This window comes from Bacillus sp. FSL R7-0646, from assembly GCF_037969865.1.
GTDB classification, from domain to species: Bacteria; Bacillota; Bacilli; order Bacillales; family Bacillaceae; genus Bacillus; species Bacillus licheniformis.
Genome location: NZ_CP150217.1, coordinates 1,934,051 through 1,946,825, shown reverse-complemented (window position 1 = coordinate 1,946,825; position 12,775 = coordinate 1,934,051). Strand labels below are relative to the sequence as shown.

General features: G+C 41.7%; 19 protein-coding genes. 2 read left to right on the top strand and 17 right to left on the bottom strand.

Annotation, left to right across the window (positions count from 1 at the left end; all coding sequences use genetic code 11):
- Nucleotides 1-191 precede the first annotated feature (191 nt).
- The 13 genes from wrbA to MKY62_RS09940 all read right to left on the bottom strand — a co-directional run bounded on the left by wrbA (nucleotide 192) and on the right by MKY62_RS09940 (nucleotide 8,706).
- The gene (wrbA, locus tag MKY62_RS10000) at nucleotides 192-803 is read right to left on the bottom strand and encodes an NAD(P)H:quinone oxidoreductase (protein WP_003182210.1); all 612 of its coding nucleotides are present in this window, start codon (nucleotides 801-803) and stop codon (nucleotides 192-194) included.
- Nucleotides 804-1,003: 200 nt separating this feature from the next.
- The gene (locus MKY62_RS09995; RefSeq protein WP_009328237.1) at nucleotides 1,004-1,612 is read right to left on the bottom strand and encodes a flavin reductase family protein; all 609 of its coding nucleotides are present in this window, start codon (nucleotides 1,610-1,612) and stop codon (nucleotides 1,004-1,006) included.
- Nucleotides 1,613-1,633: 21 nt separating this feature from the next.
- The gene (locus MKY62_RS09990; protein ID WP_003182207.1) at nucleotides 1,634-2,572 is read right to left on the bottom strand and encodes a ring-cleaving dioxygenase; all 939 of its coding nucleotides are present in this window, start codon (nucleotides 2,570-2,572) and stop codon (nucleotides 1,634-1,636) included.
- Between the two features lie 35 nt (nucleotides 2,573-2,607).
- Nucleotides 2,608-3,231 (bottom strand): nitroreductase family protein, encoded by a 624-nt coding sequence (locus tag MKY62_RS09985; RefSeq protein ID WP_003182204.1) that lies wholly within the window; start codon nucleotides 3,229-3,231, stop codon nucleotides 2,608-2,610.
- A gap of 72 nt (nucleotides 3,232-3,303) precedes the next feature.
- On the bottom strand, nucleotides 3,304-3,759 hold the full coding sequence (locus MKY62_RS09980; RefSeq protein ID WP_003182202.1) for a MarR family transcriptional regulator: 456 nt from the start codon (nucleotides 3,757-3,759) through the stop codon (nucleotides 3,304-3,306).
- A 212-nt stretch (nucleotides 3,760-3,971) separates the two neighbouring features.
- Nucleotides 3,972-4,568: a TetR/AcrR family transcriptional regulator gene (locus tag MKY62_RS09975; RefSeq protein ID WP_009328239.1), complete on the bottom strand. Its 597-nt coding sequence runs from the start codon at nucleotides 4,566-4,568 to the stop codon at nucleotides 3,972-3,974.
- A gap of 318 nt (nucleotides 4,569-4,886) precedes the next feature.
- Complete coding sequence (locus MKY62_RS09970; protein ID WP_009328240.1) at nucleotides 4,887-5,189, bottom strand: hypothetical protein; 303 nt, start codon at nucleotides 5,187-5,189, stop codon at nucleotides 4,887-4,889.
- The gene (locus tag MKY62_RS09965) at nucleotides 5,182-5,700 is read right to left on the bottom strand and encodes a GNAT family protein (protein ID WP_003182196.1); all 519 of its coding nucleotides are present in this window, start codon (nucleotides 5,698-5,700) and stop codon (nucleotides 5,182-5,184) included. Before MKY62_RS09965 ends, MKY62_RS09970 begins: the two co-directional genes overlap by 8 nt.
- Before the next feature lie 131 nt (nucleotides 5,701-5,831).
- The gene (locus tag MKY62_RS09960; RefSeq protein WP_009328242.1) at nucleotides 5,832-6,632 is read right to left on the bottom strand and encodes a DUF2935 domain-containing protein; all 801 of its coding nucleotides are present in this window, start codon (nucleotides 6,630-6,632) and stop codon (nucleotides 5,832-5,834) included.
- Nucleotides 6,633-6,716: 84 nt separating this feature from the next.
- Nucleotides 6,717-7,580: a manganese catalase family protein gene (locus tag MKY62_RS09955; RefSeq protein ID WP_003182192.1), complete on the bottom strand. Its 864-nt coding sequence runs from the start codon at nucleotides 7,578-7,580 to the stop codon at nucleotides 6,717-6,719.
- A gap of 148 nt (nucleotides 7,581-7,728) precedes the next feature.
- Complete coding sequence (locus MKY62_RS09950; protein WP_011201661.1) at nucleotides 7,729-7,995, bottom strand: redoxin domain-containing protein; 267 nt, start codon at nucleotides 7,993-7,995, stop codon at nucleotides 7,729-7,731.
- 12 nt (nucleotides 7,996-8,007) lie between these two features.
- Nucleotides 8,008-8,154 (bottom strand): hypothetical protein, encoded by a 147-nt coding sequence (locus MKY62_RS09945; RefSeq protein WP_164971865.1) that lies wholly within the window; start codon nucleotides 8,152-8,154, stop codon nucleotides 8,008-8,010.
- Nucleotides 8,155-8,271: 117 nt separating this feature from the next.
- The gene (locus MKY62_RS09940) at nucleotides 8,272-8,706 is read right to left on the bottom strand and encodes a hypothetical protein (RefSeq protein ID WP_003182188.1); all 435 of its coding nucleotides are present in this window, start codon (nucleotides 8,704-8,706) and stop codon (nucleotides 8,272-8,274) included.
- Nucleotides 8,707-8,889: 183 nt separating this feature from the next.
- On the opposite strand from MKY62_RS09940, the gene MKY62_RS09935 reads away from it, so the two are divergent.
- Nucleotides 8,890-9,246: a YxeA family protein gene (locus MKY62_RS09935; protein WP_003182186.1), complete on the top strand. Its 357-nt coding sequence runs from the start codon at nucleotides 8,890-8,892 to the stop codon at nucleotides 9,244-9,246.
- A 37-nt stretch (nucleotides 9,247-9,283) separates the two neighbouring features.
- Here the strand turns inward: MKY62_RS09935 and speG are convergent, their stop codons facing one another.
- From speG to MKY62_RS09915, 4 genes are all read right to left on the bottom strand, one after another.
- Complete coding sequence (speG, locus tag MKY62_RS09930; RefSeq protein ID WP_003182184.1) at nucleotides 9,284-9,826, bottom strand: spermidine N1-acetyltransferase; 543 nt, start codon at nucleotides 9,824-9,826, stop codon at nucleotides 9,284-9,286.
- 28 nt (nucleotides 9,827-9,854) lie between these two features.
- On the bottom strand, nucleotides 9,855-10,172 hold the full coding sequence (locus MKY62_RS09925) for a multidrug efflux SMR transporter (RefSeq protein WP_011198005.1): 318 nt from the start codon (nucleotides 10,170-10,172) through the stop codon (nucleotides 9,855-9,857).
- Nucleotides 10,172-10,507, bottom strand: a complete 336-nt coding sequence (locus tag MKY62_RS09920) for a multidrug efflux SMR transporter (protein WP_011198004.1) — start codon at nucleotides 10,505-10,507, stop codon at nucleotides 10,172-10,174. The genes MKY62_RS09925 and MKY62_RS09920 overlap by 1 nt, the downstream gene beginning before the upstream one ends.
- 81 nt (nucleotides 10,508-10,588) lie before the next feature.
- Nucleotides 10,589-11,173, bottom strand: a complete 585-nt coding sequence (locus MKY62_RS09915; RefSeq protein WP_009328246.1) for a TetR family transcriptional regulator — start codon at nucleotides 11,171-11,173, stop codon at nucleotides 10,589-10,591.
- Nucleotides 11,174-11,886: 713 nt separating this feature from the next.
- On the opposite strand from MKY62_RS09915, the gene MKY62_RS09910 reads away from it, so the two are divergent.
- Nucleotides 11,887-12,507 (top strand): hypothetical protein, encoded by a 621-nt coding sequence (locus MKY62_RS09910; protein ID WP_016886571.1) that lies wholly within the window; start codon nucleotides 11,887-11,889, stop codon nucleotides 12,505-12,507.
- Nucleotides 12,508-12,775 lie beyond the last annotated feature (268 nt).

Below are 12,775 nucleotides of genomic sequence, written 5' to 3'. Positions count from 1 at the left end.
GTGAAATCATCAACTTAAAAGACGGATTCCTCCTGCACGGGCATCGTTATAGGATATGTTGGATATCTTATTCCTTATGCCGCGCAATTATGGCGTGTTCGCAGTCAAATGAAGACATCAAATAAGAAAAACGGCTCAACTGAACCAACTAAAAAAAGAGCCAGTCATTTGGCTCTTTTAAATTTCAAATATTACTGATTGCCCTTTTTGACCCATTCAGCTACGGTCACCGTTCGTTTTGCTTGATGTTTCACTGCGGCTTCTACGTCTTCAATCATCTTCCCGTCTTGATCGACTGTAACACTCGTTCCATATGGATTTCCGCCAGCCCCAAATAGGACAGGATCAGTGTATCCAGGAGAAGCAATAATAGCTCCCCAGTGCATCATTGAAGTATATAAGGACAAGATCGTCGCTTCTTGACCACCATGTGGATTTTGAGCGGAGGACATTGCACTTACAACTTTATTAACTGTCTTGCCGTTTGCCCAAAGTCCGCCTTGTGTATCAAGAAACTGTTTCATTTGGGATGCCATATTGCCAAAACGTGTTGGTGTACTGAATATAATAGCGTCTGCCCACTCTATATCTTCTGAGGTTACGACTGGAATGTCTTTTGTTGCATCAACAGTTGCTTTCCATATTTCATTTCCTTCAATAACTGATTGCGGAGCCAATTCTTGTACTTTTAATACTTTGACGTCAGCGCCTGCTTCTTTTGCGCCTTCTGCAGCCCATTTTGCTAATTGATAGTTTGTTCCGCCCATACTATAAAAAACTACAGCTAATTTCACATTTGACATATGATCCATCTCCTTTGATTTTCTAAATAATTTGTCTAAAAATCCCATATTTTACACCCGCTTTTTTGTTTTCTTTTTTTAAACCTTTTAAAAACCACCCCCTTGAAAGTGTTTCGCTGCCTTTATTATTCCTTGCTACAATAAGCTTAAAACATTTCAGTTTAATAAATCTCAACTTCGAGATATCGTGGATGGTTATATTACTTCGGTCTTTCCCTGGTAAAGATTTCACCAATCTTTGCGTAATCATGCCCGGCCAATCGGCTGATGGCTCCGAGGCCTCTCGGATCAATTTTTCCATTTTCATAAATGCCGCTCTCGATATGATATTGAACGACTTGACCTATCATGAAATCGCAGCCGGGAGAGTGTTTATCTCCCAACTCTAATGAATACTCCAGAACACATTCCATGCGCACTTTCGCTTCTTTAACCCCCGGTACCGAGACTTTCACACTTTCAACCGGGGTTAACTCCGCTAACTGAATTTCACTTTGACTTGGAGGTAGGCTCGCGGCCGTTGCATTCACTTTTTCAACATTTTGTTCATCAACGATATGGACCACAAATTCTTTGCTCTTCAGAATGTTTCTCGCTGTATCTTTTTGGCTCCCTTCAGAACGTTGTATGGACAGGGAGATCATGGGAGGATTTGAAGATACAATATTAAAATAACTAAATGGAGCTCCGTTTAAGACGCCCTCCTCTGACAGGCTTGTAACAAACGCCACGGGTCTTGGTATGATACTCCCGATTAAAAACTTGTAGTTCTCTCTTTCCGTTTTTGTAAGCGGATCAATGGACAGCATTGAATCACTTCCGTGCAAAAATTAATCCAGCGCCTTCACTGTTATAGGAATTAATCTTCTTTCTAACTGCTCTCTGTAGTGTTCATACTGAGCCGGCAACATTAACTGTTCTCCCATTGTTTGATGTGATTCATCATGGGCGAACCCTGGAGGATCTGTTGCAATTTCAAATAAAATCTCCCCGTGTTCTCTAAAATAAATCGCGTTAAAATAATTTCTGTCTTGCACGGGTGTAACACGATAACCATTTTCTGCAACATATTTTTGCCATTCTAATTGATCATTGTCATCAATAGCTCTCCAGGCAATATGGTGAACTGTACCAATCCCCATTTGTCCGCTGCCTATAGTTGTTAATTTCAAATCAATTATATTCCCGATATCACCAGAAGAACGAAAACGTACAAAATCTCCTTCTTCACCAACTTTTTCAAGTCCCATAACCTTTTCTAATAATTCAGCCGTTTTTTCCGGTTGTTTGGATAAAAGTGTTGCTCCGCCAAATCCTTTGATTGCTTTGTCCGGTGTAATTTCTCCTATCTTCCAGCTGTTCTTTTCCCCTTCTTCTCTTTCGACAATTTCCAGATGAAGTCCATGAGGATCATCGAACTCTAAGTACTCCTCTCCAAAACGGTTCATTTTTGTATAAGGCAAATTAAATTTTGCCAATCTGTTTTCCCAAAATGCCATTGCGCCTTTAGGAACGACGTATGAAGTAACTCCCACCTGGCCATCTCCAATGACTCCTCGGCGAGCACCCACCCATGGAAAGAATGTAATAATCGTTCCCGGTTTTCCGCCTTCATTACCGAAATACAGGTGGTATGTTCCCGGATCATCAAAATTAACAGTTTTTTTCACTAAACGTAAACCTAGAACGCCAGCGTAAAAATCGACATTCTCTTGCGGATGGCCGACAATCGCGGTAATGTGATGGATTCCGCTTGTTTTCTTTTTCATATCATTTCACTCCTCTTTCATGAAACATAGCTTTATTATGAGATATAGGTTACAAATTCATTTACAGGTTTTCTAAATCCCCGCGGTTTTCTGCTTTCTAATTTTTCCTTCCCAAGGGTGATCATCATGACGACCTCATATTGCTCATTTATATTCAATACCTCTTTTACCTTTTGAGGATCAAAGCCAATCATGGGACAAGTATCCCAACCTTTTTCTTTAGCAGCCATCATAAAGAGCATAGAAGATAATGAGCCATTCCTGATGGCTTCATCCCTTTGAAATGCTTCTCCTCTGGATTGATAGAAAGAAACCGTATCGTGAACCATATCATCATATTCTTGTTTATTAAGTACTCCGAGCAGTTTTAAACCTTCGTAGATTTCTTTTGCTTGATGAAAGGCCTTTTTGTCACCCAAAACGATGATGACTGCCGACGAGCTTAGGATCTTGTATTGGCCATTAGCTGCTTCATGCAACATGTTCTTCTTTTCTTTATCCAACACCGCAATATAGTTTGTATGCTGCAAATTAAAAGCAGAGGGAGCCAATTTTACAATTTCAAATATTTCATTAAGCTCCTGTTCAGAAATTGAATATCCAGGAAGAAAATTACTTGCTGATCGTCTTTCTTTTACTAACTCTAGAAATTCGGTCATTACTACTACCTCGCAATCGACATTTATTATGAATTCGTATATTTCGAATTCGAGATATTGTCGTAAAAAAATTTACATGCTTTGGGCATGGAAGCCCAGTTTTTTCAACTTTTCAATTAGAACTTCTTTTTCTTTAATGTCCAGCCCGCCGAAAATGCCTTTCATAGCTGCTTTATGTTTAGGAAAAAGATTGTTCATCAGTGCAGTTCCTTCATTCGTTAAGGCAGCGTATGTTATACGGCGATCTTTAGGACAAGGCCTTCTTACTATTAAACTTTTCTTCTCCAGCTTATCTATAACATAGGTAATACTGCTGCTTGCGATTAATACCTTTTCGCCTATTTTTTGTATCGGCTGATCGCCTTTATTATAGATTAATTCTAAAACAGCAAACTCAGTTGGATTTAATCCTAAACATTTAATGTCTTCTTCCACACGCTTTTTAATCGATTGTAATGCTCGAGACAAGACAATAAATGCCTTTAAAGACAACTCCTCTTCATATCTCTCCATATCTTGACTGCCCATGGCATTCATCCTTTTTAATTATCTCGAATTCGAGATAATTGTATAATAACGATTTGCTTGTGTCAACTATTTAAAAGAAATAAACGCTCGCTGTTAAACGGTTGCATGTGATTTGCTTTGTTGTGCGGCGTACCGAAGTGGATTCATCTGACGCAAAAAACCGCCGACTCAAGGTCGGCAGCGCCGGCTGTTTCAAAAGTCTTATGATGTATTCATAGCTTGTCTTTTATCTGAAGATGCAGCTTCGGATTCAGCAAGAAAATAATGGACTGAAGCTGTTCCTGTTTATTAATCGACGGATCCGCGTGGTGTTGATGGTTGTAGCCGTTAAAGATGGCAATCAGCGTAGACGCCATCACCTTCGGATGGAGCTGTTTCTGAACAATGCCTTCTTCCTGCAGCTGCTCAATCATTTCGACAAAAAACTCCCTCCACTGCTCATACAGAAGGGCTACCTTTCTTTGAATCTCAGGATATCTATGACTATTTGCCATAAATTCCAAAAATAAAGCTGTCGAATGCTCTTTATTTGATGTTTGAATCAAGTGTTCAATCCCCGCGAGCAATCCCCTCAGCGTCTTTTTTCGAAAACAATTCATGCTGGTCTGAAAGCGATCTTCCATCTGCTCATTCATAATATGGAGAAACAGCATCTCCTTTGACTTAAAATACAAATAAAACGTAGCTTTAGAAAAACCGGCTTCTTTCATAATTTCATCTACAGAGGTTGCCGAATATCCATTTTGGGCGAACAGACGATATCCGGCTTCTACGATCTTTTGAACCGTATTCTGTGTCTTCTTTTTCATTAAGCTGTCTGTCCTCTCTACTTCTCTAATTAAGTTAAACCGTCTATGTATTTAAATATACTGGGAACGTCAAGGACTTGTTATGTGAAAGAAAATTGGAAAAAGCCGCTTAAAATCTTTGCTCAAACATACACCTGCAGCCTAAGCGGACGTTCTACCATCAAGCATAGCAGTGACATATAAACACCGCCAAGTGGCATAAGCCCGGTAAGCCAACAAGGTCAATCGCCCTAACAGGCTCCGGTATGTTCCTTCCCTTGCAAAATTCCCAACATTCATTCTAGCATTTACTGCTAAAAACTTCATATATATTGCAATTTATTTAATTGGATTTTTCTGTTTTTTAAAAGCCTCAATGAAATACCCGGGGTCAACGTTCACTTCATAAGCAAATACCCCCTGGTTCGTATGGAGGTAAAGCAAACCGGCCTCGGAAAAAGGTCTGTATGAAACGTCATAGACGTGCTCCAAACGATACTGGCGGCTTGCTGTTAAAATTTTATCGTTGTACAAGTACATTTGATTCTGCTTTTTTGTATAAGTTTGCCGGTTAAAATCAATCGTCCGTTCTGTTTTATAATAGCTGACAGCAGCAATGGCCTGATGGCACCCGTCATTCATTTGAAACCTCCCTTTGCTGTTCGTTGATTAATTTGGACATGACATATTCATCAACATATTGCCCTTTTACTTTCAAAGCATGCTTTTTAGTGCCTTCAATGATAAAGCCCGTTTTTTTGTATAAACGAACGGCAGCTGTATTATGAGTCATAACAGTCAGTTCAAGTCTGTGAATCTTTTCTTCACAGGCCCATTTTTCCAATGCCTGAAAAAGCTTTACTCCAATACCTTGTCCGATATACGCTTGGCGTATGCCGATCACCACATGGGCGCGGTGGCGAGCTCTCTGAACCTGCCCCTTGGCTGCTGCAACATATCCGATTAAGCTTCCGTCGTCAGCCGCACAAACAAAAACTTCGCACATTCCGGATTCGATCTGTTTGATTTGCCGTTGCGCGTGAAGCTTTCGTTCACCTGGTTCAAACAGCATGAATTCAGATTCTTCATCGATCGTTTCACAGAGTTTGAGATAGCTTTTGGCATCTGAATCCTTTATTTTTCTGACTTGCACGAAAAAGCCCTCCAAACAGTCTTTAGATTTTCTATATATTCTGAATTATAATCGCATGAAAAAGGCTGTGCAAACTTGCAGGTGCCAAATCGATTCGCAGCTTCATCAAAAAAACAGCAAAACCGCCGGCTTTACTTTTCAAGCAGCCTCGGTTTTGCAGGGTCGCACGCAGGTTCTTGCGTATTTGTCGATTCGGCGATTTTCATTAAATAATAGCATTCTTCCCTCATCATATGGTCTGCCATCAGTGCGGAGAACGTACCGAGCATCTGATCTGTAAGCTCCAATTCCTCCACTTCTTTCAAAAATGTACGGAACAGTTCGATCTCAAGCTTCACGTCTTTGTTCATCCTTCTGAGAGCGGGAAAAGATTCAACATTCGCTCTGAGATATCCCGTCAATTCAACGGATTTAATGTAGAACTGTTCAAAGTGTTTGACAAACTCCCGGCTCTTTTCTTTCAATCGTTTTTCAACCGCATCCAAGTCATCGGCAATCGCGCCGGCATGTCCGGCGGCATCCATCAGCCACAGCATATGGTGGTGCAGCTCGTGGAAAACAGGCGGCGCTTCCCGCTTTTTCAAGTATTTTAGCACAAGCAAATATTCCTCCAGTTCATTTACCATATGGTTGATAAAAGTTGGAGAAAGGTGAATTTTAATATCGCCTGTCAGGTGCCTTTTAATGATGAAGAGTTTAAATTTCCTGAACTGAAGAGCATATTCTTCAGCTTCAAGCGTTAATGAATACAAATCAGGCGAAGCGTTCACTTTTTTCAGCAAAACATCAAACGCTTGCTTGAACTGCTTCGCCTTTTGAATATCGTTTTTTTCCCTTTCGGCGAGAGAGTCCAAAATAAAACGCGCATGATCACCTAAAACCTGAAGCCAAAAGGTATGTTCGAAAACGGCCGTTTCCTTATAAGTTTTCAAGCTTGCGCCTCCCTTTAAATACCATTCTTCAATATGGCTATTCGCTGCAAGCCCGAAATATGATCATAGGAAAAATAAAGCGGTTCAATAAAGATTCGGAGGCAGTACATCATCCCGGTGATGTTGAATAACTGATGGCGGCGTATCATGAATATATGGAGGCGCAGGTCTTAACACCGGTTTTTTCGCAAGGGGCTGAGGATGCTCAACATACTGAAAAACGCCTTCTCCATCCATGCTCGGTCCCTTCGCCCATCTGCCTGCAGCGCTCTCGTTGCCTCTTGAAAAATTAAATAATACATGGGAGACTTCCCTTTTTTCCAGATTGCGCGGAAACGTACTTGGGACGACGACATTTTCTTTCGCTTCCAGTTCTTTGATGGCTGCAAGCCACTGGTTTTGATGCATCGTATCCCTTGCAATCAGCCAGGAGAGCATATCTTTAACACCGCGGTCCGTCGTCTCTTCATAAAGGCGGACGGCCTGCAGGCGCCCCTGTGATTCCGCGTTTAAATTTGCCCGAAAGTCGGCAAGCAAATTTCCGCTTGCGATAATATAATCGGCGGTCCAGCGGTTTCCCACACTGTCGGCCGGCATCGCCCCTAATCCTGATACGATGGCATGCTGCGGATTCATCCCTCCCAGAATGGCACCGATCACAGGATCTTTTGCCGCTTTTTCAAGATCACCGACCGGCGCACCGTCCAAAAGCCTTGCGATCATCGTCGCCAGCATCTCGATATGGGCAAGCTCTTCAGCTCCTGTATCCATCAGCAGATCTTTGTACTTGCCATTGCCCCTGACACTCCATCCTTGGAAAAGATACTGCAGAGCTACTGATATTTCCCCGAACTGTCCTCCAAGTATCTCTTGCAGCTTTTTCGCAAATAATGGATCGGGTTTATCAGGCTTTGCGTGATACTGTAGTTCTTTAATATGAAAAAACATAAGATCGCTCCTCTCCTGAGCTACCTTATGAACGATAAGAACAATAGGTGTTTGTCTATGCCTTTTGAATGAGTTTCTATGAATCGCTAAGAATGTCTGCAACCCACATATCAACTTGCCGCTCAGACATTCCTCCGACATACATTCGCTACGCTCTCCCTTCCCGATTAATGAATATACTTGCAGGCAAATAATACATTTCCCAAGAACGGTAAACTTCAGCCGATTGATCCAAAGCGACCGGAAAAGTTAAGCCATGGCGGTCGACAAAGCTCTTTACCGCACCTTTCGATTCACGCACATTGACAGCGATGATTTCAAAACCGTCTCCTTTAAAACGGTCATAAGCTTTTTGCATGACGGGCATCTCCTCTTTGCACGGTGTACAAAAAGCCCCCCAAAAGTTGACAAGCACCGCCTTTCCCCGTCATTTTTTCAGTTCGATGTCACCGCCCTCTAAAGTCGATAATTTAAAATGTAATGCCTGCTGATGAAGGACGGCGCCTGCCTGTTCATTCCGGCCTCCGGCAACATGCTGATAAAGAGCATAACCAGCCGCAGAACATAGCAGCAAGAGGATGGCGCCTCTCAATAAAAGCAGCGTTTGTTTTTTCTCCTGATATTTAGCATTTTTTGCGATGATATGAAAAAAGGACTCTGGAAAAGTCCCCTCCCGCGCTTTCTATATCAATTAGTAGCCCGGCATTTGGTGCTCAAAGCCGTAAAAACCTGTGATTCCAACATCCCCGCACCCCGACACTTTTGTGATATCCAAGAAATGATTTCGGTGCGGCGACCCGCTCACTTTATCTGCAGCACTTAAATGAAGATGATTTCCCGTATACTCTTTCTCGCTTAAAGTGACCGCATGTCCTGTTAACGTGATTCTCTGCAGCTTGATGTTGAGTGTGCAGCCTTCCGCGTTAAAAATCGTAAGCTTGTAATACAGCCATGTCGGGTAGTAATTTACATTGGTGCTGTCCGCCATAAAAAATCCCACATGATCTTCAGTCATTGTCATGGTCATCTTTTTCTCATCTTTTATAACCGCAGCTTCAGCAGGCTGGATGTGAATACCGAAGGCCGTCATGATTGAAAACACCATCAAACATACGATTTTTTTCATTGGCGCCCCTCCTTTTTTCCATATTATAAACTTTATTGAATAAAAAGGATATTGAAATTTAATTTGCCTGCGTGTGCTAAAACGATCCCTTACAAAAGTGTAATGTTCATGTCACGTTATTCAATTTTTTTATCAGACAATGAATCTTATCATTTTAGACAGAAACATAAATGAGGAGAAAAAGTGAAAAACCATATTCCATGGATCAGCCTGATGATCATATTTGCCGCATTTTTAAGCGGATGTAACTTAAACCGTGTGGGGACGGACGAATATTATGTTCACATTACTGGAAACGGGGAGGAAGACACGTCGAAATTTGACGACGGCGAGGAATACTCCGTCTTCAAATATGAACTGGCCGGTTTTGATGAAGACGGTCAAGAAAAAACAATGGAATTCACAGCTGATAAAAACCTTCGCATAGGCGCGTTTTTGAGGCTTTTCTATTCTGAAAACAAAGGCGTGAAGTCATGGGAAGAGGTTGACAAAGACGATATTCCCGCCAAAGCCAAAGAGCAATTAGGTGTGAAAAATTAAAAAAGCATGCAGGAGATGGCGCCGCCATCTCTTTTATTTATCCCTGCATGCCTTCCTCTTTGCTTTTTTTAAGTGATAAAAACTCATCCTGAAAAATGCACATTCTAATGGCGTTACGATAATAGCCGTCGACGAAAAATTCATCCTGCAGCTCGCTCTCGATAGTGAACCCTGCCTTTTTATACAAGTGAATCGCTTTTGCATTATCTTCGTCGACGATCAAATACAATTTGTGCAAGTTCAAGACGGAAAATGCGTAGTTCATTGCCAAATATGTTGCGCTTGACGAATAACCGTTCCCTTGATGCTCGGGATCAATTATGATTTGAAACTCCGCCCGCCTGTGAATATAATCAATTTCGACCAGCTCTACCAATCCGATCATCTCAGTCTCTTTCTCTATGATAAAGCGCCGCTCGCTTTGGTCGTGAATGTGTTTGTCAAATAAATCCTGCAGCTCAACAAAAGTCTCGTACGGTTCTTCAAACCAATATGACATAATTTTCGCATCGTTGTTAAGACGGTGGACAAACGGAAGGTCTTCTCTTTCAAGCGGACGCAATTTAAGCTGATTAATCATATCAGCAACCTCCAATGCAAATTAAAATTTAAGATGATGTAAGGCGCAGGCCGATCACCCCGATTATAATAAAGCCAAGCGAGATGAGCTGCGGAGCACGAATACGCTCCTTAAACCAAAATAAACTGACTGCCGTAATGCCGATGCTGCCGATTCCGGTCCATACGGCATATGCAACACCGGCTGATAGCATCTGCATTGCTTTTGAAAGGCAGAAAAAAGACAAGCCAAACCCCAACACCATGACGATAATCGGCCATTTTTTTCTTGTGCCGTCTACATATTTCATAGCGATGGCGGCAATAACCTCTTCGATTCCGGAAATCACTAAAAACATCCATGGCATCATTCATCACCTCCTGACTGGGCATTGTTCTCTTTTGTAAACATCTTCATGCCAATAATGCCTCCCAACAGCACGATCAAAAAGAATATTTGCCCTCCTGAAAAGGTCTCGCCCATAAAAATACCCGTCACATATGTGCCGGCCGTTCCGATCCCGACAAATACGGTATAAGCCGACGCCATCGGAATGTTCCTGTAAGATCGTATCAGCATAATAAAGCTTACCGCGATCAGTACAAAGATCATCAGCCAATCGACGAATGAATCCGCATGTTTAAGACCTGAGGCCCACACCACTTCCAAAAAACCCGCAGCAATTACGAGGAGCCAACTCAATGATAACACCCTTCCTATTGTGAATGAACGTCAGTCATTTTTTAGTCCGATAAAAAATGAACAGCTGCAGCCGGTCATTTTTTACTTGGTTCCTATGCTTCTCTTCAGAAAAGTAAATATTTCTTTTTTGAACACACTGAGCTCTTCGTCGTTTTCCGCCCCGATGTAATAACGTTCCGCTGTGTTTTCGACAAAGTTGATAATCGTTCGGGCCGTCCAGCGCACATTAATGGCCGGAATGACCTCGTTTTTCTCAACTGCTTTTTCAATAAGTCCTTCAAGCCAGGAATAATAAGGCTGATAGATTGCCTCCCATTTTTCCATCGAATGGTCAAAGGCAAGACCTGAGTAGCAAAGAACGATAATATCCTGATGAAGTTCCGTCATGTTGAACGTCTCATCGATCATGATATCCAAGGCGGTCCAGAAAGACATGGTTCCGTCGACCTTGCTCTTAATATGGTCCAAAGAATGTGTCAGAAGATTTTCCGCGATCGCTGGAATCAGCGCATTTTTGGATGAGAAATAAAGATAAAAAGTGCCTTGCGCAGTACCCGCCTTTTTCACGATATCTGAAATCGACGCCTTATCAAGCCCTTTTTCAGAAATGACTTCAATGGCCGCCTGCAAAATCTTTTCATATTTCCCGGACGTTTGCTTTGACATATGCAGACCTCCCTAAAAATGAATGACTATCATTCATTTTAGATGATCGGCTTTTCATTGTCAACCGGTCGGCACAGGACTTATTTCCTTAAAATTTCTTTAAAATCTTAATCATAAGCTGTCTTTGGATATGAATCCCTTTTATAATTTACACATATACCGAAACAGATGGAGTTGATATTGTTGAAACCGCTGATCAAGCTGGCATGCGGAGCTGCCTCCCTTATCGCAGCCGTCCTCGCTGTATGTTTTGCAGTGAAACGAACAAAGACAAACAATAGGAATTAAGGAAAGTACTCAGCATAGCTTTTCTTTTGCTAAAAGCTCTTGTCATCATTCAATCCGGAACTTACTGGTTTCTTCATGACCGTTTAAGATCCTTTCAGCATCCGATTGCGCGATAAAGCGCCTTACTGAAAGGTTCCCAGTCGGTTGGCGATATTTTGATACCAGACCTCATTGTCGAGCATATTAAATTTTTTGCTGATCTCCCTGTTCTGCTTCAAGGGAAATGCAATGTTCATCGTAACAATGAAATCGCAAACGGTTAGACCTCCTATAGATTTCTATTAATCTTTTTGGACTATTATACAATATGAAAATATATACTCAAAATATAACACTTGGAAAATAAATATGATATAATGATTACTCTTATGAGTAAATAAAGGCATTTTACCTTTTCAATATAAAAAACACAAAGGGGCTATAGAATGGAACTTACGATCACCAGAGCACTAAGCGAACTCAAAATGTTGGATAAAAGAATCAAGCGGGCCGTAAATGAAGCCACATTCGGAGGCTTGATGATCGGAAAAAAACTGCCAAACGGATTTCGGACAACCGAAGACTTGAAATCCAGAGCGAAAGCCGATTACCAATCAATCGAAGCCTTAATCAAAAGGCGAAATGCCATTAAGTCTGCCATTGTTGTATCCAACGCGACGACCAAAATCGAAGTGGCCGGAGTCAAGATGACCGTAGCTGAAGCCATCGAAAGAAAAACCTCTATCAGCTACGACATTCAGCTTTTGGATAAACTGAAGGAAGTGTACGCTGATTTAGTCGGCGAAGCCGAGAACGTCAATCAAAAAGTAACGGAAAGACTGGACAAGCATCTCGAGACACTTTTCGGAAAAGACGGCAAAGTAAAAGCGGCTGAAAACCAGGAAATCGTCAAATCTTTCCTCGCAGAAAATGAAGCAAAAATCATCGATCCGCTGAATCTAAAAGAGAAGATCGATTGCTTATCAAAAAAGATCGAGGACTTTGAAATGGAAGTTGACTTTGCATTGTCCGAGAGCAATACACTCACCAAAATCACCATCGATTGACGGCCGATTGTTAGTCAACCGAAAACCGATCAAACTAAACACCTTCCGAGGGAAAGGTTACTCCCTCCTTTTATATCATCAGCACAGCCAAAGAGACGCTGTGCCCATATTGAGATAAAAGCTCAAAGCTCAGCGTTCAGCGTTTAAAGCTTAAGCATCAAAGCTCTTAACAGTTCAAAGCTTACGCCTTAAAGTTAAAAGATCGATAAAATCTGGGAGAAACGGCTGTTTGAGCATTTGTTTACCGGCTCAGTCGGTTGCCGCCCAG